General features: G+C 32.0%; 21 protein-coding genes. 10 read left to right on the top strand and 11 right to left on the bottom strand.

The features are described 5' to 3' along the window. Window positions 1-33: 33 nt before the first annotated feature. A complete protein-coding gene (locus RH82_RS07510; RefSeq protein WP_034059459.1) occupies window positions 34-564 on the bottom strand; it encodes a DUF4199 domain-containing protein in 531 nt (176 codons plus the stop codon). Between the two features lie 158 nt (window positions 565-722). Here RH82_RS07510 and RH82_RS07505 point away from each other — a divergent pair, with 158 nt between their 5' ends. Continuing rightward, on the top strand, window positions 723-974 hold the full coding sequence (locus tag RH82_RS07505) for a type B 50S ribosomal protein L31 (protein ID WP_034059458.1): 252 nt from the start codon (window positions 723-725) through the stop codon (window positions 972-974). Window positions 975-1,119: 145 nt separating this feature from the next. Then, entirely contained in the window at window positions 1,120-2,295 is a 1,176-nt protein-coding gene (locus tag RH82_RS07500; protein WP_034059457.1) for a GlmU family protein, read from the top strand. Window positions 2,296-2,439: 144 nt separating this feature from the next. On the opposite strand, the gene RH82_RS07495 is transcribed toward RH82_RS07500, so the two are convergent. Further along, window positions 2,440-4,068: an ABC transporter substrate-binding protein gene (locus tag RH82_RS07495; RefSeq protein ID WP_034059767.1), complete on the bottom strand. Its 1,629-nt coding sequence runs from the start codon at window positions 4,066-4,068 to the stop codon at window positions 2,440-2,442. A 98-nt stretch (window positions 4,069-4,166) separates the two neighbouring features. Here RH82_RS07495 and mtaB point away from each other — a divergent pair, with 98 nt between their 5' ends. After that, window positions 4,167-5,489, top strand: coding sequence for a tRNA (N(6)-L-threonylcarbamoyladenosine(37)-C(2))-methylthiotransferase MtaB (gene mtaB, locus RH82_RS07490; RefSeq protein WP_034059455.1), 1,323 nt, complete (start codon window positions 4,167-4,169; stop codon window positions 5,487-5,489). 61 nt (window positions 5,490-5,550) lie between these two features. On the opposite strand, the gene RH82_RS07485 is transcribed toward mtaB, so the two are convergent. After that, the gene (locus tag RH82_RS07485; RefSeq protein WP_034059453.1) at window positions 5,551-5,847 is read right to left on the bottom strand and encodes an N-acetyltransferase; all 297 of its coding nucleotides are present in this window, start codon (window positions 5,845-5,847) and stop codon (window positions 5,551-5,553) included. 122 nt (window positions 5,848-5,969) lie between these two features. Here RH82_RS07485 and RH82_RS07480 point away from each other — a divergent pair, with 122 nt between their 5' ends. The 4 genes from RH82_RS07480 to RH82_RS17750 all read left to right on the top strand — a co-directional run bounded on the left by RH82_RS07480 (window position 5,970) and on the right by RH82_RS17750 (window position 11,381). Continuing rightward, window positions 5,970-6,632, top strand: a complete 663-nt coding sequence (locus RH82_RS07480) for an alpha/beta hydrolase family protein (protein ID WP_034059451.1) — start codon at window positions 5,970-5,972, stop codon at window positions 6,630-6,632. 51 nt (window positions 6,633-6,683) lie between these two features. After that, complete coding sequence (locus tag RH82_RS07475) at window positions 6,684-7,613, top strand: lytic transglycosylase domain-containing protein (protein ID WP_034059449.1); 930 nt, start codon at window positions 6,684-6,686, stop codon at window positions 7,611-7,613. A gap of 38 nt (window positions 7,614-7,651) precedes the next feature. After that, window positions 7,652-8,038: a sulfite exporter TauE/SafE family protein gene (locus tag RH82_RS07470; RefSeq protein ID WP_081979214.1), complete on the top strand. Its 387-nt coding sequence runs from the start codon at window positions 7,652-7,654 to the stop codon at window positions 8,036-8,038. A gap of 226 nt (window positions 8,039-8,264) precedes the next feature. Further along, window positions 8,265-11,381, top strand: coding sequence for a T9SS type B sorting domain-containing protein (locus tag RH82_RS17750; protein WP_156112437.1), 3,117 nt, complete (start codon window positions 8,265-8,267; stop codon window positions 11,379-11,381). A 7-nt stretch (window positions 11,382-11,388) separates the two neighbouring features. Here RH82_RS17750 and RH82_RS07460 read toward each other — a convergent pair whose 3' ends face one another. Beyond that, window positions 11,389-11,970, bottom strand: a complete 582-nt coding sequence (locus tag RH82_RS07460; RefSeq protein ID WP_034059446.1) for a hypothetical protein — start codon at window positions 11,968-11,970, stop codon at window positions 11,389-11,391. A gap of 303 nt (window positions 11,971-12,273) precedes the next feature. Between RH82_RS07460 and rpmH the strand changes: the two genes are divergently transcribed. The 3 genes from rpmH (at window position 12,274) to RH82_RS07445 (ending at window position 16,140) form a co-directional block, all read left to right on the top strand. Continuing rightward, entirely contained in the window at window positions 12,274-12,435 is a 162-nt protein-coding gene (rpmH, locus tag RH82_RS07455; RefSeq protein WP_034059443.1) for a 50S ribosomal protein L34, read from the top strand. A gap of 104 nt (window positions 12,436-12,539) precedes the next feature. Beyond that, window positions 12,540-15,392: a carbamoyl-phosphate synthase large subunit gene (carB, locus tag RH82_RS07450; protein WP_034059441.1), complete on the top strand. Its 2,853-nt coding sequence runs from the start codon at window positions 12,540-12,542 to the stop codon at window positions 15,390-15,392. 112 nt (window positions 15,393-15,504) lie between these two features. Beyond that, entirely contained in the window at window positions 15,505-16,140 is a 636-nt protein-coding gene (locus tag RH82_RS07445) for a T9SS type A sorting domain-containing protein (protein WP_081979213.1), read from the top strand. Window positions 16,141-16,218: 78 nt separating this feature from the next. On the opposite strand, the gene RH82_RS07440 is transcribed toward RH82_RS07445, so the two are convergent. Genes RH82_RS07440 through rmuC form a run of 7 tightly spaced genes read right to left on the bottom strand, consistent with a single transcriptional unit; the run spans window position 16,219 to window position 20,804 of the window. Continuing rightward, on the bottom strand, window positions 16,219-16,770 hold the full coding sequence (locus tag RH82_RS07440; RefSeq protein ID WP_034059437.1) for a YceI family protein: 552 nt from the start codon (window positions 16,768-16,770) through the stop codon (window positions 16,219-16,221). A 46-nt stretch (window positions 16,771-16,816) separates the two neighbouring features. Beyond that, on the bottom strand, window positions 16,817-17,185 hold the full coding sequence (locus RH82_RS07435; protein ID WP_034059434.1) for a hypothetical protein: 369 nt from the start codon (window positions 17,183-17,185) through the stop codon (window positions 16,817-16,819). A 9-nt stretch (window positions 17,186-17,194) separates the two neighbouring features. Further along, entirely contained in the window at window positions 17,195-18,043 is an 849-nt protein-coding gene (locus RH82_RS07430) for a DUF5777 family beta-barrel protein (RefSeq protein ID WP_034059432.1), read from the bottom strand. A 9-nt stretch (window positions 18,044-18,052) separates the two neighbouring features. Further along, window positions 18,053-18,430, bottom strand: coding sequence for an OB-fold protein (locus RH82_RS07425; protein WP_034059431.1), 378 nt, complete (start codon window positions 18,428-18,430; stop codon window positions 18,053-18,055). Between the two features lie 51 nt (window positions 18,431-18,481). Continuing rightward, window positions 18,482-19,036, bottom strand: a complete 555-nt coding sequence (locus RH82_RS07420) for an acyl-CoA thioesterase (protein WP_034059429.1) — start codon at window positions 19,034-19,036, stop codon at window positions 18,482-18,484. After that, window positions 19,023-19,388, bottom strand: coding sequence for a hypothetical protein (locus RH82_RS07415; RefSeq protein WP_034059426.1), 366 nt, complete (start codon window positions 19,386-19,388; stop codon window positions 19,023-19,025). The genes RH82_RS07420 and RH82_RS07415 overlap by 14 nt, the downstream gene beginning before the upstream one ends. A gap of 30 nt (window positions 19,389-19,418) precedes the next feature. Then, window positions 19,419-20,804 (bottom strand): DNA recombination protein RmuC, encoded by a 1,386-nt coding sequence (gene rmuC / locus RH82_RS07410; protein ID WP_034059424.1) that lies wholly within the window; start codon window positions 20,802-20,804, stop codon window positions 19,419-19,421. Window positions 20,805-20,887 lie beyond the last annotated feature (83 nt).

The following is a 20,887-nucleotide window of genomic DNA, read 5'->3' as shown; positions in this document are numbered from 1 at the left end:
ATATTTTGAAATTGATATTTCAAAGATATAATATTATTCGCTTTCAGGGTTTCTTTTCATTATTAAAGCCACAATTAATCCAATAACAGCAAAAAAGATAAGGCTTTGTGCCATTGATAGTAATTGAGAGCCAATAGATGTGCTATCTTCGTTTTCAATTGCTTCAACTTGCTTTGCTATGTCATCTAATGGTGCTCCCATTCCTCTCATCATTGATTCAGTCTTTTCTATTGCTAATTGTTTAAGTTGTATTGCAGCATCTGGATCAATAAAGTTGAATAAGATATAACCTATAACGGTATTAATGATAATAGCAATCGCAACTGTTATAAAATATGAAGAAAATGCTTCTTTAAATGAGATAAAGCCAGCTTGTATACTTTTAGATTTTGCTGTAGAAATAACACCTACTATTATCATAATGATTGGCAGTATTAATAAGACTAGCCATAAATTAACTAAAAGTTCGATTTTAAGAGCGTAGCACAAGATTGTAATAAGTGCTAATCCTCCTCCCAAATAAAGGCCTAAATTAATTGCTGATGATTTTGTTGAAGTTTCCATGTTTTTTTAGTTGATTAGTTATTTATAAATAGTTAGTAGTCAAAGATAAAAAAACGTTACACAAATAAGTTTAAATTCTTTTTAAAAAAATAGTGCTGATTTGTAAAAAATGATTAAATTTGCACCTCGAATTTAGAATACAATTAAAGCATTTAGCGATGAAAAAAGATATACATCCAGAAAATTATAGAGTAGTAGCATTTAAAGACATGTCTAATGAAGACGTTTTTTTAACAAAATCTACTGCTAACACAAGCGAAACTTTAGAGGTTGAAGGTGTTGAGTACCCATTAGTAAAAATGGAAATCTCTAGAACGTCACATCCATTTTACACTGGTAAATCTAAATTAATAGATACAGCTGGTCGTATTGACAAGTTCAAAACTAAATACGCTAAATTTAAAAAGTAATTTAGCTTATAACATATCTAAAAGCCTTTCATATAAAAATGAAAGGCTTTTTTTTGTTTTCAGTATTTACATTACTTTTGATATAATAACGGTAAAGCTAGCGTTTGAGTAAAAACTTTTAAGCTTTTAAACTTTTAACTTCCTTATGAATTACATTCTTTTCGACGGTCCGTCACGAAACCAATTATTGCCATTTACTTATACACGACCAGTTGCAGATATTAGAGTAGGTATTTTAACTATTCGCGAAAAATGGGAGTATTTTTTGCATGCTACAACAACGACGGTTACAGAAGACTATTTGTCTAAAAAGTGGCCTATGGTTGAGATGGAATTTAATGTTATGATCAATGCATCGTTTTGTCCAACCGAAAATTTGGTTGATAAAATTAAAAGTTTAAAAAAAAACGAAGCTATTTTTAAAGACGAAGAGGTTATTGCTTTTTTTACTGAAGAAGATCAAGAAGAAATAGATTTATCTACATTTGAAGCTATAGAATTTGAAGAAGATATAATTACAATAGAGCATACATGGGATATCTTTTCTAAAAACGGAGAAGCTATTGCTCAAGATTTTGAACTGCTAACAAAAAACAGAGCGTCTCAGCCCATACCAAAGTCTAATAATATAATAGCTCCAGAAAACATCTTTATTGAAGAAGGTGCAACTCTTGAATTTGCAACACTTAACGCAAGTTCAGGCCCAATATATATTGGAAAGAATGCCGAGATTATGGAAGGTAGTCTAGTACGCGGACCATTAGCTTTGTGTGATCATGCGACTTTAAAATTAGCAACAAAAATTTATGGACCAACTACTGTTGGACCGCATAGTAAAGTTGGAGGAGAAGTAAATAATTCTGTTTTATTTGGGTATTCTAACAAAGGTCATGACGGCTTTTTAGGAAATTCTGTAATTGGCGAATGGTGTAATTTAGGTGCGGATACTAATAATTCTAACTTAAAAAATAATTATGCTGAAGTGAGATTGTGGGATTATGAAACCGAAGGTTTTGCTAAAACGGGTTTACAGTTTTGTGGACTAATGATGGGAGACCATAGTAAATGTGGTATTAATACGATGTTTAATACTGGAACTGTTGTTGGCGTAAATGCTAATATATTTGGAAGTGGTTTTCCAAGAAACTTTATACCTAGTTATAGTTGGGGAGGACATAGTGGTTTTGCCACTTATTTAACTAAGAAGGCATTTGAGGTGTGCAAAGTGGTGATGTCTCGAAGAACTATTGCATTCACAGAAATTGATCAAGCTATTTTAGAGCACGTTTTTGAGGAAACTAAGAAGTTTAGAAGAGATTAATGGCTCTATGGTAATTTGATTAATTATTAGTTGATGTGTTTTCAGTGGGACTTAGTGAACCTCATTATAAAAGCTATATCACAGAGATTCACAGAGAAAAAAGAGATTAACAGAGCAATTTCACTTAATATTCAAAATAAACGCTTACTCTTTAGTAACACGTTTTAATTCCAACATGTTTATTGGGTTTATGCCAAGACCTTTAACGTTCTGTCTTGTGAACCTAACGACTTCATCATAATACAAAGGAACAATAGGCGCTTCTTGCATAACTAAGCTATCCATTTTTGTGTAGAGTTTTTCTCTGGATTTAGTATTTGTTTCAATAAAAGATTGTGAATACCAAGTATCAAATTGATCACTTTTAAAATGCGTGTAATTTGGTCCATTTGGCGCAAAATTCTCGCTATAATAAAGGGATAAATAATTTTGAGCATCTGGATAATCGGCAACCCAACTGGCTCTAAATAAATCTAATTTTCCATTGGCTTTAGCACCTTTTAGAGTGGAGGCAGGAATAACATCTACATTAACTATTAGCCCTGTTTTTTGTAATTCGCGTTGTATATATTCGCAGAAATTTAAATAGTTACTTGTGGTTGTAATTGTTATTTCTGGCGAATTATTTCCTGTTTCTTTTTTAAACTGATTTATTAATGCTTTACACTTTTCGGGATTATAAGTGTAACCAATATTTGCATTGTAGCCTGGAAGTCCTTTTGGGATAAAGCCTCCATTTGCAGGGATACCAATGCCATTTCGTAAGTAGGTCATCATTTTCTGTCTATCGAAACCATAATTTACAGCTTGGCGTATTAGTTTCGATTGCATTTCTGAAGCTTCAGAATCCATGTAAAATGCTAGATACTCTGTGTTTAAATAGGGGCCATGAATCATGTTAATGTCAGCTTTGTATTTGGCTCTTAATTCGCCTTTACTCGTTAAAATATCATCTTGATAAGAAGCGTCTAGAGAGTTTAAGAAATCTAGGTTACCTTGAATAAATTGTAAAAATTCACTTTGTTTATCAGGTGAGAATGTAATAGCAACAGCTTCTAAATAAGGTAAATTGTTGCCTTTATTATCTTTCTCAAAGTAATTAGTGTTCTTTCTAAAAACGAGCTTAATATTCTCTTCCCAACGTTTAAACTTAAAAGGACCAGTGCCAATAGGGTTTGCTCTAAAGTCTGTTCCAAAGTGTTCTACTATTTCTTTTGGGACTACAGAGCAGTATTTCATGGTTAATAATCCTAAAAATGCAGGAAAAGGTTGCTTTAATTTAATTGTAAAGATGCTATCGTTTTCTGCGGAAAAACGGTCCACCTTATTTAAAACCCAACGGCCAGAAGAGGCGATTTTTTTATCGATAAGTCTATTAAAACTGTATTCGAAATCTGATGCTTTTACAGTTCGCGTCGAATCTTTTCCAAACAATTCGTGTTTGTGATAAAACACGTCATCTCTAAGTGAAAAAGAATAGGTGAGTGCGTCTTGAGAAACGGTCCAGCTTTTAGCTATACTTGGTTGTACATTTAAAGCATCATCCATTTGTACTAAACCATTAAATAACTGATTTACTGCCCAAATATCTGCATTGTCTTTCGCAAAAGCAGGATCTAAAGATCCAATATTTTTATGTTCGTTGTATCTAAATACTTGGTTTAGATTCTTCTCATCTTTATTATTTCCGCAGGAAAGAAAAATAAAAAATAAGCAAAATACCGATAAGTAGTGACTTACGTTGTGGTCTTGCTTGTTTTTCAATTTTATCATTCTATAATTTAGTTGTAAATTTGCGCTTCCTAAAAAGGAGAAGTTAATTTGTAAATATAAAGAGATTTCTTTTCCAAAGGAAATGATAAAACAATAAAATGAATAAAAAAGTCGCATTTTACACCTTAGGTTGCAAGCTTAATTTTTCTGAAACTTCTACTATTGCAAGACGTTTTGAAAATGAAGGTTTCGAGCGTGTAGATTTCTCTGAAACTGCAGATATTTATGTCATTAACACCTGTTCTGTTACAGAAAATGCGGACAAGCGCTTTAAAACAATAGTAAAGCAAGCACAAAAAGCAAATGCTGATGCATTTGTTGCAGCAGTTGGATGTTATGCGCAATTAAAACCACAAGAATTAGCAGATGTTAATGGGGTGGATTTAGTGCTAGGTGCAACCGAAAAATTTAAAATAACAGATTACCTAAACGATTTAACAAAAAACGATTTTGGTGAAGTGCATTCTTGTGATATTAATGATGCAGATTTCTACGTTGGTAGTTATTCGATAGGGGACAGAACACGTGCCTTTTTGAAAGTGCAAGATGGCTGTGATTATAAATGTACGTATTGCACAATTCCATTAGCAAGAGGTATTTCGAGAAGTGATGCCTTAGAGAATGTACTTAATAACGCTAAAGAGATATCTTCAAAAGGTATTAAGGAAATTGTTTTAACCGGTGTTAATATTGGCGATTATGGTAAAGGTGAGTTTGGTAATAAAAAACACGAACATACATTCTTAGAATTAGTGCAAGCATTAGATAAAGTTGAAGGTGTAGAACGTCTTCGAATCTCTTCTATAGAACCAAATTTATTAAAAAATGAAACTATAGATGTTGTAAGCAAATCCAGAGCATTTGTGCCTCATTTTCATATTCCATTGCAAAGTGGACATAACGCTATTTTAAAGTTAATGAAGCGCCGTTACATGCGAGAATTGTATGTCGATCGTATCGATAAAATTAACGAAGTGATGCCACATGCTTGTATTGGTGTAGATGTTATTGTTGGTTTTCCAGGCGAAACAGATGAACATTTTCTGGAAACCTATAATTTTTTAAACGCTTTGGATATTTCTTATTTACATGTGTTTACATATTCTGAACGGGATAACACAGAAGCCGCAAGTTTTGAAGCTATTGTGCCAAAGCATATAAGAAGTAAGCGCAGTAAAATGTTACGTGGTTTAAGTGTTAAAAAGCGTCGCGCTTTTTATGAAAAACAAATAGGAACTTCGCGAAGTGTATTATTTGAAAGTGAAAACAAAGCAGGTTATATTCATGGGTTTACAGAAAATTATGTAAAAGTAAAAGCGCCTTGGAATCCTGAGTTAGTAAATACCATTCACCAAGTACATCTTGCTAATATCGATGATGATGGATTAGTTAGGTTTGAGTTTGAAAATGTATTAGTATAAAAAAAGCCGAAACGTTAGTTTCGACTTTTAGTAATCTATCTCTATTTTTTATTTTTAAAAATCATATTCTCAATCCAACGGGTAATAACTTTTTATACTGTCTATTTCGTCTAATAAATTTTGCTATTTCAGGACTTGTAGGAACAACGCTCAAATTACGTTCTTCAATATTTTCTAATACTAATTTTAAAAAATCTGTAGTAAAGTTTTCATCTGAAATTCCTTCAGGAATAATTAACTTAGTTAAGAAAATTTTGCGTTCTTGAAGTGAGTATTCAATTTTAGCAAAGTGGTCTTCAGTTTTTAATTCAAATTGACGTAGAAAATCATTGTCAACCAATTCAACAGCATCAGTCATAAGTAATAAATTTAATTTATTATTAGGGATTCAAAAATAGTGCCAACTATTTTATAGCTTTACACTTTTGCAAAATTACGAAAATTTATCGTTAATTAGTTCTTAATCACTGTTAAATACTTATGAATCAAGATGTAATACATGTTTATCTAATGCCAGGAATGGCAGCGAATCCATCGATTTTTGATAATATCTCATTACCAGAGAATCAGTTTCAAATGCATAAGTTACATTGGGAAATCCCTATTAAAAATGAAACTATAAGTAACTATGCCTTAAGGATGACCAAGAAAATAATGCATGAAAATGTGGTATTATTAGGTGTCTCTTTTGGAGGTCTTTTGGTGCAAGAAATGGCTAAGCATATTACATTGCGAAAGCTTATTATAGTCTCAAGCGTAAAAACAAAACATGAGCTACCAAAAAGAATCAAAGTGTTAAAAGCGACAAAAGCTTATAAGCTGCTACCGACACAATTAGCAGGTAATCTTGATTTGTTGGCCAAATTTTCATTTGGAAATTTAATAAAGAAACGTATAGATTTATATAAAAGATACCTTTCAGTTAACAATAAATACTATTTGGATTGGTCGATAGAGCAGATTATTAATTGGGATCAAGATGAAGTTATTCCAGGTGTAATTCATATTCATGGAGAAAAAGACAATGTTTTTCCTCATCAATATATCGAAAACTGCATTACCATTAAAAATGGAACCCATATCATGATAATAGATAAGTACAAATGGTTTAATCAAAATTTACCTAAATTAATTTTAGAATAAAAGGATAGTTTATCAGTAAATTATTTTAATTTTATAAAAATCGAAATGATGATGAAAATTGTACAGAAAACAGCAGCCGGAATTGGTCTTTTATGCTTAGCAGCATTGTTTATTAATGCCTTTCAAGATGCACCAACAGATGAAAACCTACAAAAGAAAATAATAAACGATTATAATGTGTATGCTTTACAAGTTCCTAGTGATTTAAATTTTGCAGGTGAAGCTATGCCATTAGATAACCCAGATATTTTAGAACGAATGGATAAAGAATTGCTGGTAAATACCTACTGGCAATCTAATGGTTTGTTAATGTTTAAACGTGCACAAAAATACTTTCCTATTATAGAGCCTATTTTGGCTAAAAATGGAATTCCAGACGATTTTAAATATTTGGCGGTCATAGAAAGTGGACTTACAAATGCACGTTCTGCTGCTGGGGCAAGCGGTTTTTGGCAAATTATGAAGGCTACAGCAAAAGAAAACGGCTTAGAGGTTAATGCTAATATCGATGAACGTTATAATCTAGAATTATCAACTCAAGTTGCTTGCGATTATTTAAAAAAATCTAAAGAACGTTTGGGTTCTTGGACCAATGCAGCGGCAGCATATAATGCAGGGAACTATGGTATCTCTAAACGACTAAAAGCTCAGAAAGTTGAGGATTATTACGATTTGCTTTTAGGTCAAGAAACGGGTCGCTATGTTTTTAGAATTATAGCCTTAAAAGAAATTTTATCTCACCCAACAAAGTATGGTTTTAACTTTAGACAAAAAGATTTGTATACTGCTATTCCAACCTATAAAGTGTCTGTAGATACTGTTGTTACAGATTTTGCACAGTTTGCTAAAGACTTAGGAATTAACTATAAGATTTTAAAAATCCATAATCCTTGGCTAAGAGAGAATAAGTTAAATAATAAATCTAGAAAAAAATATTTTATAGATATTCCTAAGAAAGGCTATTATACTTCTAAACCTTAAAAGCATTTTCTTTTTTTTTTTTTTTTTGAAAACCAGTAATGAAAACTAAAATGGATTTACAGATTGTGTTAATTCTAATAGTTGTAGGACTATTGGCAGGAGTATTTAGTGGTATGTTCGGGGTTGGAGGAGGCGTTGTTATGGTGCCTATTATGGTGTTTGCTTTAGGCTACACGCAACATCAAGCGCAAGGAACAAGCTTAGCTGTTTTGGCAGTTCCTGTCACTTTTTTTGCGGCATATACTTACCACACAACTGGAGAACATCCTATAAATTTTAAATATGCTTTTATTATTGCAATTTGCTTTGTCTTTGGTGGCTATTTTGGTACAAAAATCGCTATTTCTATAAGCGAAACACTTTTAAAGAAGATTTTTAGCTTGTTATTAATTGTTGTAGCTATAAAAATGTTTTTTAGTAAATGATTTGATTTTGAAGTAATCTGCAAATAATTACATATATTTAATTCTAAAAATATCTGAAATTAAAGCACTTACTAACATAAAACCATGTTTTAAAGTAAAAGATGCAAAGCACATTATTACTTTTATTTTTTTGTGTGCGTATGCGTTATGTCATTCACAACTATCAGACTTTAATTTAAATGTTACTTCTTTAGATGAAACTTGCTCAGGTAATGGAGCTATACAAATGGCTGTATCTATCACTACAACGGGCGCTGCAATTACTTACACTCTATATCTATTGCCAGATACAGTAAACCCTGTAACTGAGACATCAGCTGATTTTTTTAATAATTTACAGTCAGGAGATTATAGTGTTGTTGCTAATCAATTTTTAAATAATGAAACAAACACTCAACAACAGTTTATTACAATTAATAATTTATTAAGTCAGCTAGATTTCGATGTTTCACATACAATAAATACAGCGTGTGACACTGATGGAACTATAGTAGTTAATGTAATCTCTGGCAATGCAGTTTGGTTTGAAATTATTTCTGGACCAGAAATAATTAGTCCACAAACTTCAAATATTTTCGAAAATCTTGGACCAGGAGCTTATGTAATAAGAGTTTTTGATGATTGTGATAATGCTGTTTCTAAGACTTATACTATGTTGTTAAATACAAATAATACCAGTATGACTGGTGTTAGCCTTCCAAATGTTTTTAACACTTGTGACGAGGCCGTAATTACTAACAATGTCCTTGCGTTTTCAGGTTCTTCAGTAATTTATCCCTTAGTTGTAACTTATACTGTTATGCCGCCAGATGGGTCTGCTAATATGATTTTTACACAAAATATAGCATCTGGAGCTTCGCAAGGATTGGAAATTAGTCAAAGCATTCCTCTTTTTGGAGAAGAGATCTTTTTTGTTAATATGCAAGTCACAGATTCTTGTGGTAATTCAATTGAATTTAACCAGCCGTTAGATCCTAGTCCAATTGTGAATTTAGTTTCAATGCCATCACTTTGTGGTCAATACTTTAATCTATCAGTTACAAATTATCTTCCACCATACTCATTAAGTTTTGCTTCTAATCCTATAGCGTTTGATCCATTATTTTTTAACGAGAATTATCCAGGACCATATAATGATTCAGCAGTAAGTTTTGGAGATGATGAGAGTGCTTTACCAATTGGAAGTTATATTATTAATTTAATTGATTCATGCGGTAGAACAGGAACAGCGTTAATTGAGGTTGTAGAAGAACAAGTTGATCCTCTTATTTTAACTAGTAATAGTGGGTGTTCATCAACAACGGGTTTTCTTGAGATAGGACTTCCGGATAGAGAAATAATCACTGCAACTATTATTTCGGCACCTTCTACTTATACTGAAGTCTTACCTAATAGTGTAAACTCTTATATTGATAACGGTATATTAACTATTCAAGAAAATATAACGCCAGGAGATTATATTTTAAATATTATAGATAATTGTGGTTTTATTTATACAATTGAAGCAACAGTTCCTGATTTCCAATTTCAAGAACTAAATGCCTTCACAAAACCAGATTGCGAAACAGCGACAGGTTCCGTTAACATTGAAAGTAATCATGGTAATCTAACTTCTATTACTATTATTACTGCGCCTCAGACGTTTATGGAAACATTACCATTTAATGCAAATAGCAATATTGATTCAGCTGGGATTTTTTTTATTAATGATTTGCCTATTGGTAATTATATTTTTGAATCTATGGATGAATGTAATTTTCAATACAATACTAGTGTAGACGTTATTAGTTATTCAAGTACTCCAGAAGCGTATTTGTTATCTCGTAATTGTGGATCTTTTGACGTTAGTATTAATGATATGGATGAAACCGTAACCAATAAGGCTTATTGGATGCAAATGTTTTTTCCAGACACTAATACTTGGGGACATCCAAATACAGGTGTAGCCTATACAGAAGGACAAATACCAACTACAACAACAGCTATACAAATAGAAAATTTTGAAACACTTTTTAATATTTTTTTAATTGGCGATTTTAGATTAATAAAGGTATTTCAGTCATTTAACTCAAGCAATCCCGAAGCTTTTTGTTTAGATATTTTTGCAAACTTTACCGTGTTTTCAGATTTAGTAATATCAGGAGCATATAATTTAGATTGTATCGGAAATACTGATGTGTCTGACGTTATAATAGATGTTATTGGAGTAGCTCCTTACAATTTTAGTATTATAGCACCAATTGTTTTAGATAACGGTACAAGTAATATTTTTCTAGATTTAGCTCCTGGTATTTATGAAATCAGAGTTGAGGACGCCTGTGGAAGTATTGAAAATACAGTAATTAATTCTGAAAACCTATTACCATTAGCTAGAGCAAATATGCCAGAAAGTCTATCAGTTTGTCGTGATGATTTAATTGAGGAACAAGTATTTTTATTAACGAGTCAAGAGGAGCAAATTTTAGGAAATCAAAATCCAAATAATTACCATGTTAGCTATCATCTTTCTCAAATGGATGCAGATACCGGTAATAATCCTTTACCAGATGAATACTCAAATACCTCTAATCCGCAAACCATATTTGCCAGAGTATCTCATAATAATTTAATTTTATGTCATGCAACAACTTCTTTCATTGTTTTTGTTGGTCAAGAGCCACAATTAAATCAAGAAGAAATTAGATACATCTGTTTAGGTGACACGTTAACTCTAGCTGCAGATGCTGGTTTCGATTTCTATGAATGGTCAACAGGAGAAACAACACAATCTATAACTATTAGTGAAGTAGGTATTTACGATGTTTTGGTTGGAAATGGCTATCTAGATTTTAGTTGTGAAAACACAAAACAATTTATTGTTAACGGTTCTGAGCCAGCACTTATAAATAGTGTAACAATATCAGATTGGACAGCATCACAAAACACTATAGCTGTTTTAATTTCTGGAGCTGGAGATTATCTATTTTCTATAGATAATATTAACTTTCAAGAAGACCATACTTTTACAAATTTAACACCTGGAGAGTATACTGTTTACGTAAAGGATAATAAGGGTTGTGGTACGGTTAGTAAAGATGTGTTTTTATTAAATTACCCACGCTTTTTTACACCAAATGGTGATGATGAAAATGAAGTATGGCAAATTAAATTTTCGAACTTAGAACCAGAACTAAAAGTTGTAATTTTTGATAGATATGGAAAACTTATAGCTCAATTTGGAAGCCAAGATATAGGTTGGGACGGGACTTATAATGGATTTAAAATGCCAACTAGTGACTATTGGTTTTATGTTACAAGAGCGAATAATGTTAAGTATAAAGGGCATTTTACTTTAAAAAGATAAATAGTGCTTATTTACTTCGTCTTCTTTGTGCTCTCATACTTCCACCTTGTCCAAAATGTTGATTTGGAGCACCTTGAACACGTTTCATATTCGCCTTCATTTCCTTAATTTGCTCTTTTAACATGCCTTGTTTATCTAGTTTTTGAGCTTCATTAATAAGAATGGTCGCTTCTTGTTTTTTACGCTTAGAAAAAGCAATTCCTGCTAAATTTAATTTAGCCATTGCCATGTCTTGATCCATGCTTAAACCAAGACTTACAGCTTTTTTAAAGAATTTTTCGGCTTGATTCATGTCCGTTTGTGAAACCATTATGCCTTGAAGATAGTTATAATAACCTTGTTGTTTTGTTACTAAGGCAGCTTCAGGGTTCTTGATTTTATTCAACCAATTTTGAGCACCTGGAAAATCTTGCTTACGAAGCTTTAAAAAGGCTAGTAGTATAAATTCATTTTTAAAATATAAAAACACAAAGATTAGAGATAATAAAATTAGCATAATCCCATTGCCAATGCCACCTTCTGTAAACTGCCAAATAGCTGTTGCTAATATTAATCCTGTAATTATTAATTTAAATACTTTATTATACATTGTAATCTGTTTTTGTAGCGTTTTTTAAAACGCTTATCATAATTCTAGCGTTTTATTTACTGTTTAATACTGCAAAGAAACTCATTTTTTCTGAAATAGCAATCCTCAACAATTGGATTTATACTTCGATTCTACCTTATTTTATAGTAAAAGGCTTTATTTTTAGCATTAAAGTAATTCATAATAAAATATTTTTTAAATAAGGTTTGTGAAATAGAAAAGTCGTTGTATATTTGCGCTCAGTTTTAGGGAAATGCTAAGACATAAAAAATAATCACTATTCAGTTTTAAAAATACAAGACAATGCCAAAAAGAACGTTTCAGCCATCGAAAAGAAAGAGAAGAAATAAACATGGTTTTAGAGAAAGAATGGCTTCTGCTAATGGTAGAAAGGTATTAGCTCGTAGAAGAGCAAAAGGAAGAAAAAAATTATCTGTTTCAACTGAAACTAGACATAAAAAATAATGATTAACAATTGTTAATATTTTAAAGGCGTTACTTAGGTGTAACGCCTTTTTTTGTGTCTAATATTGACTTATTTTTGTACAACATAATTCAACTAAAAGAAAATGCCTAAAAAACCAAAATTAAAATCCATATTAATTATAGGTTCAGGTCCTATTGTAATTGGGCAAGCTTGTGAATTCGATTACTCTGGAACTCAAGCTTTACGCTCACTAAGAGAAGACGGAATAGAAACTGTTTTAATAAATTCTAATCCAGCAACAATCATGACAGATCCTTCAATGGCGGATCATGTTTACTTGTTGCCATTAACAACAAAATCGATAGTTAAAATACTAAAAGACCATCCTCATATTGATGCCGTTTTACCAACAATGGGAGGGCAAACAGCTTTAAATTTATGTATAGAAGCTGATGAAAAAGGTATTTGGGAAGATTTTGATGTAGAAATTATAGGCGTAAATATAGACGCCATTAACATTACAGAAGATAGAGAGAAATTTAGAGAGTTGATGCTTAAAATAGGGATACCTATGGCGCCTCAAGCTACAGCTACGTCTTATCTAAAAGGAAAAGAAATTGCTCAAGAATTTGGATTCCCTTTAATAATTAGAGCTTCATTTACTTTAGGAGGAGCTGGAGCGTCATTCGTTTATAAAGAAGAAGATTTTGACGAATTATTAACGCGTGGTTTAGAGATTTCTCCAATTCACGAAGTCATGATTGATAAGGCTTTAATAGGCTGGAAGGAATATGAATTAGAGCTCCTTAGAGACTCTAACGATAATGTTGTTATTATTTGTGCTATCGAAAATATGGATCCAATCGGTATCCATACAGGAGATTCTATAACAGTTGCACCAGCAATGACATTAAGTGATAAAACGTACCAAAGAATGCGTGATATGGCAATCCATATGATGCGTAATATTGGAGACTTTGCAGGTGGTTGTAATGTACAGTTTGCAGTTAGTCCAGATGAAAATGAAGATATTATCGCTATTGAGATTAATCCTCGTGTATCACGTTCTTCAGCATTAGCAAGTAAAGCAACGGGTTATCCTATTGCTAAAATTGCTGCGAAATTGGCTTTAGGGTATCATTTAGATGAATTACAAAACCAGATTACAAAATCTACTTCAGCTTTATTCGAGCCTACTTTAGATTATGTTATTGTTAAAATACCACGCTGGAATTTCGATAAGTTCGAAGGTAGTGATAGGCGTTTAGGCTTGCAAATGAAATCTGTAGGTGAAGTGATGGGCATTGGTAGAAGTTTCCAAGAAGCACTTCATAAAGCAACACAATCTTTAGAAATTAAAAGAAACGGATTAGGTGCAGATGGAAAAGGCTATAAGGATTACGATCAAATTATAGAAAAACTAACCTATGCAAGTTGGGATCGTGTGTTTGCTATTTATGATGCCATACAAATGGGAATTCCATTAAGTCGTATTCATGAAATCACTAAAATAGACATGTGGTTTTTAAAGCAATATGAAGAATTATATTTCTTAGAAAAGGAAATCTCAACTTTTACTATTGATACAATACAAAAAGATTTATTACTAGAAGGTAAGCAAAAAGGTTATGGAGACAGGCAAATAGCACACATGTTGGGCTGTTTAGAAAGTCAGGTTTATAATAAGCGAGAAGAATTAGGTGTAAACAGAGTCTTTAAGTTAGTAGATACGTGTGCTGCAGAATTTGAGGCAAAAACACCGTATTATTATTCTACTTTTGAAAGTGACGTTGAAACTACTGATGGTAAACGTTATGCAGATAATGAAAGTATAGTTTCTGATAAGAAAAAAGTTATTGTTTTAGGTTCTGGACCAAATAGAATAGGTCAAGGTATAGAGTTCGATTATTGTTGTGTACATGGTGTTTTAGCAGCTGCTGAATGTGGTTATGAAACCATTATGATTAATTGTAATCCAGAAACGGTTTCAACCGATTTTGATACTGCAGATAAATTGTATTTCGAGCCTGTATTCTGGGAACATATCTATGATATTATCAGACATGAAAAACCTGAAGGCGTTATTGTGCAATTAGGTGGGCAAACAGCTCTTAAACTAGCTGAAAAACTATCTAAATATGGGATCAAGATTTTAGGAACTAGTTTCGAATCTTTAGATTTAGCTGAAGATAGAGGACATTTTTCTTCATTATTAAAAGAACTTAATATTCCTTATCCAGAATTTGCTATTGCAACGACTGCCGATGAAGCTGCAGCAATTGCAGATGTTTTAGATTTTCCAATATTAGTTAGACCTTCATACGTACTAGGAGGACAAGGCATGAAGATCGTCATTAATAAAGAAGAATTAGAAAAACATGTTGTCGATTTATTGAGAAGAATGCCAGGTAATCAATTGCTATTAGATCATTATCTTGATGGAGCAATAGAAGCAGAAGCAGATGCGATTTGCGATGGTGAGAATGTTCAAATTATTGGTATAATGGAACATATTGAGCCTTGCGGAATCCACTCTGGAGATAGTAATGCAACGTTACCACCATTTAATCTTGGTAATTTAGTAATGCAACAAATAAAAGATCACACTAAAAAAATAGCCTTGGCTCTTAACACGGTTGGTTTAATAAATATTCAATTCGCTATTAAGGATGATATGGTTTATATTATCGAAGCCAATCCTAGAGCATCACGAACGGTTCCGTTTATAGCTAAAGCTTATGGACAGCCTTATGTAAATTATGCAACTAAAGTAATGCTAGGTGAAAAGAAAGTAACCGATTTCGATTTCAATCCGCAATTAAAAGGATATGCAATTAAGCAACCCGTTTTTTCTTTTGATAAGTTCCATAACGTTAATAAGAAGTTAGGTCCAGAAATGAAGAGTACAGGAGAAAGCATATTGTTTATAGACGATTTAAAAGACGATGAGTTTTACAATTTGTATTCTAGACGAAAAATGTATTTGAGTAAGTAAAATACTTTTATATTTAAAATATAAAGCGCAAATTTTTAGTTAAATTTTGCGCTTTTCTTTGTTTACGAATATTTGTATTATAATTTTTCGTATTTTTAATAAAAATCATTTTATGATGAGAACATTACAATTTTTTTTATGTTTAATTTTATCTCTAAGCTTATCTGCACAAGTCGAGACAGTTACCATCGATTGGGGAGTTAACTCTAATCCAACAGCGACTGGTGATTTTAATACAAGCAGAACTATCGAAGTTGGTGATACGGTTGTATGGACTTGGATAGGAAGTGGCACTCATAATGTGCAATCAAATCCTGATAGAGTGGCTACTAATACAGAAAGCATTAATAGTGGAGTTCCTGTTCTAACGCCTAATTCGTTCTCTTATACTTTTAATACTATTGGTTCTACTGAATATGAATGTGCTCTTAATCGCGCATTAATGTTCGGAACAATAACTGTAGTTCCTGAAGGCTCATTAAGTACGCCGCAATTCGAAGCACCAAGTAAATTTTCAATATTTCCTAACCCAAGTAGTGATGTTCTTAATATTAATATTCCTACACTAACAGACGGAGGTTTGGAACTTGAAATTTTTGATGTTTTAGGAAAGAAAATATATTCACAACAACTAGGAGAGCTGTCTTCTAGTATTAATGTTGCAAAGTGGAATAGTGGCTTGTATTTGGTAAGAATATCATCTCCAGATCAAGATATTACTTTAACAAAACGTTTTGTGAAACTATAATAATAAGTTTTACAAAATAAAAAAGCCTTTAACAAATTAATGTTGAAGGCTTTTTTTATACTAAATTTTTAATTTGTACTACCTTTTTAAAAGTGTAAATTGATAAGTAACAGCAACTTCTTTAGAAAGCTTTTTACTCACTACGCTTGGAATCTCAATATCAAAATCTGAAACATCTGCCATGAAATCACCAGAAAGTTGAATCTCATTATCATCAGACATAGAGATGTTTAATGTGCTATTTTCTATTGCTTTTGTCTTTCCGTGGAACGTTAAAGAACCATTAAAAGTTGCGCTAGTAGGCTTATTATTTATTTTTTCAAAAGAAAAATTAGAAATAGTACCTTTAAAAGTAGCTTTAGGAAAATCATCAGATTCAGCATAATTTTCATTAAAATGCTCTTCCATTAAAGCATTTTTAAACCTGAAACCTTTTACTAATACTAATGCAGCAAACTCACCATTCTCGGTATTTAAAATGGCTGTTGTACTTTCGTTTTTCGCTTTTACTTCTTCAAAAGCAGGCACAGAAGCTTCAAAAGTTACGGTTCCTGTTTTAGTAAGGTATTTGTCTTGGGCAAAACTTAAACTAATAAAAACTAACGCTAATGGTAATAATATATTTTTCATATTTATTGTTTTAGGAGTGTAAATCAAATAGTTTGCCAAAACGAGTTTAGTTTTCTAAAAGACCATCTAATTGCCACTGTATTACTAAATCTATTAAATTTTGAGGTAATTTGGGACCTCCCAGCGGCATGGCGCCCGCTTCACCACTTGCTCTTGAAATACGGTCTATTAAGTTGCTGTTATTAACAGCGTTTACAACATCGTTATATGTAACTAATGCATTTGGAGCACCATTAACAGGAGGGCTGCTATGACAAAACGTGCAGTTGTTTTCCATTATGGGTTTTATATCTTCAGTATAATTTACTGTTTCTCCTGGTTCTAAAATGATAGGCTCTAACAAATCGTCTTCACTAACGCTAGAACAAGATGCTAATATAAATAGGGTAATAAGGGATATATAATTTTTTTTCATATTTAAAATTTAAAAGACACGACTTAAGTTAAATCCAAAGTAAATATCACCATCACTCCAGTCTCCTGTGGCTTGACCTAAAAAGCCATTGGTGTTCATAGCTTGCGCATTAGAAAAATGCATTTGGAATACGTGTCCGCCAGTTTCTAAATCCAAACCTATAGATAATGGGTTTTTAAAAGGAGATGTGCTCGAACGGTTTAAATGCCATCCATAATCTGCGTTTAGAGACCAACGTTTCGCTAATTTATAGCGACCACCAAAACCCAATGCAAACTGTGAGTTATCTTGGTTGTTATCCACGACAAAGTTATCATGAAAAAAAGTGGGTGCTAATTCTAGCGATAAATTTTTACTGAATTTCCTAGCGATTAATAACTGAGCCGTATAACCTAATCGGTCTATAAATTCTAGTTTAGGTAAATTGGCTTTTTCTAATGCTGTATTTATTAAAATCGAGTTATAGCCTACTATAGTGAAAAGACTACCATTTTCTTTTTGTTTTGATAATCTGTATTTTATTGAAGATTCGTATATTTTTTGGAATGAACTTCTAGAAACACTTATATTAATACCATCTGTTAAACCATAAATAAAATTTAATCTTGTAACAGCATCATCAAGACCAAAAAAACTATCCAGTCCGTTTTCGATACTACCAAATCTGTGAGAGACTACTAATGTAAACTCTTTTTTTGCTGTTAGTTTTGTGGATTCAAAATTTACAATTTTAAGGCCTTTAAAGGTTGCAGTTGCATAGTTATCCTCTGGAGACCCTTGGTCTATTTCATTTAATAAGTCATCTTGAGAAAAGAGAAGGATTGGAAATAAGAAGAGAGACAAAAAAAATTTTTTCATATTTTTTCACTAATTTATTAAAGTGCATTGGTCGAGTTTAATTTCTTCTAGTAAATCGTCGTAACCAATACAGCGACCTTTTATAGTTACAGTCGAATTTAATGCAAATTTGGTTGCATTTGAAAGACTACAAAAAGCAGCATTATCTAAAGTTAAAGCATTATCACTTTTAGCAGTTACAGTGCCAGTAATTTGAATGGTTTTATTTAAGTATTTTTCTTGAGAAACAGTTGCGTTCTCTTGAAACTGATTAATCAGTTCTGAGGCCGTAACTGTATAAGAAGCGCTTTCTGTACTTATATTTCTATGGTCTTGATAAACATAGTTGTATCCAATGACACCCAAAATAGCAAAAAGTACGAGTAGAATCCAAAGTTTTTTTTTCATATCAATTGATTAAGAATTACTTTTCTATTTACCAATGTACAACAAAGATTATTAATAATTTTCTGGAAGCTCAACCCTAACCTTGTAATCCTTTAATTCTTCAAGATAATCTTGATGAGAAAAATCTTGGTGACCGAATTCTGCTTTCCTAGCTTTTTTAGTCTCCATGCGCTTAAGAGCTTGTAGATAGCGTTTTACTTCTGTTTTATCGTTTAAAATTAAACCTGGAACTTCTATAGACTTCCCAATTTTGTTTTTTGCAACCATTGTAAAGTAAGACGAATTACAATGTTTCTTTTCACTTGTTTGAATATTTTCAGACTCAACACGAATGCCAACAACCATTGAAGTTTTACCAACATAATTAATAGACGCTTTCATGGTTACCAACTCGCCAACTTCTATAGGATTCAAAAAATCGACAGTATCTACCGATGCCGTAACACAATAGGTTTTAGAATGTTTACTCGCGCAAGCAAAGGCAATATTATCCATTAAACTTAATATATAGCCTCCATGAATTTTGCCACTAAAATTAGAGTGTGATGGCTTCATTAATTCTGAAAGACTTATTCGTGAGCTATCAACTTTTCTATAATTTGGCATTTTGTTTTTTGTTGTTTAATTCTACTTTGGTAACAAAGTACTGCGTGTCTCCAAGCCAAAAAAGTGTTTTATAGCGCTCAAAATAGGTGAGTTTTACTTGGTGTCCTTGATATTTGTTTAGGTCTTCAATAACTTTAGTTTCTCCATCTTCTACAGAGAATTTAAAAATTTGAGCTTCACTAACACCTTGGCTAATTTCGCCTTCCCATGTTTTGAAAATAACGCCTTTATTACTGAATTTTACTAATTCACCAGCGCGAATACCTTCACTATAAGACACATAATAAATAAAGGCAAAATAGCCCGCTATTAAAAGTAGTATTGCAATAATTGTTTTTTTTAGAAATTTCATAAAATGCTATCTGTTTTTATTTGAACGATATTAATGGTTTTCTTTGGCACGATTAATTATAGCATCAGGTAGTGCTTTTTTTGCTTTTGCGCCTAGTTTTTTTATTTTCTCTACACTTGTTATAAGATTGCCTTTGCCTTCTACTAATTTATTCATTGCTAAAGAATAATCTTTTTTAGCATCATCAATTTTCTTTCCAACTCCTGTTAAATCCGTTACTAAACCATGAAATTTATCGTATAAAGCTCCGGCTTGACGTGCAATTTCAATAGCGTTTTGTTGCTGCTTTTCGTTATTCCACATACTATCAACCGTTCTTAAAGTGGCTAAAAGTGTAGACGGTGTAACGATAACAATATTTTTTTCAAAGGCTTTATTATAAATTGAGTTGTCTGCATTAATTGCGACTGCAAAAGCGGGTTCTATTGGTATAAAAAGGAGAACAAAGTCAGGACTTTCTATGTCATATAAATCTTCATACTTCTTTTCAGACAATTGGTCTACATGCCTTCTAATAGAATTTATATGTGCTTTTAAGTAGGTATCACGATCTTCATCTTCTGCATTAACGTAACGCTCATAATCTGTTAAAGATACTTTACTATCGATAATCATTTTTTTGTTATCTGGTAAGTGTAATACAATATCTGGTAGTACTCTTGTACCATCTTCTCTGGTGAAATTTTGTTGCACAAAATATTCTCTATCTTTTTCTAAACCAGATTTTTCAAGAACACGTTCTAATACTAATTCGCCCCAATTTCCTTGCATTTTACTATCGCCTTTTAAAGCTCTGGTAAGGTTTGTGGCTTCTTTAGTCATTTGTTGGTTAAGGTCTTTTAAACCTAACAATTGTTCTTTTAAAGCAGAATGCATGCTAATGCTTTCTTTTTGAGTATCGTCTACTTTCTTCTCGAAAAGTTGTATTTTCTCTTGTAATGGGTTTAATATTTGTTTGATATTTTCTTTATTCTGAAGTGTAAATTTTTCAGATTTAGCATCTAAAATTTTAGTAGCAAGATTTTCGAAATCCGTACGCATTTGTTTCTGGCGTTCTTCTAATGCTTCTTCTCGTTTTTGATTAAGCTGCTGAAGGTTTTTATATTCTGAATTTCTTCGTGCTAGTTCAGTATTTAAAAAGTCTTTTTCACGACGAATAGCTTCACGTTCAACCTCAATTTTTGAAATTGTTTCTTTTAATCCATTGCGTTGGTTCTCGGAAGCTTGATTTTGATTTAGCTTTTCGTTTTCAGAAAATTGTTTAAAATCGTTAAGCTGTTGTTGCAAGCTCGTATTGCGTTCTTCTAATGTGCTTTTTTCGCTTTTACTTTTTAATTTAGCGAATAGCATACCTAAATATCCACCAATAATGGCCGAGATTAGTATAGCAAGAATAAGGAGTACGTTGTCAGTCATTAAATAAATAGAATTTTATCAAAGGTAGTTAATTTGTCATTCAGAGTACAGCGAAGAATCTATGTTTCGTTAATATAATGATT

The organism is Lacinutrix jangbogonensis (assembly GCF_000797445.1).
In the GTDB taxonomy this organism is placed as follows: Bacteria; Bacteroidota; Bacteroidia; order Flavobacteriales; family Flavobacteriaceae; genus Lacinutrix; species Lacinutrix jangbogonensis.
This window is presented reverse-complemented; position numbering and strand designations above follow the sequence as displayed.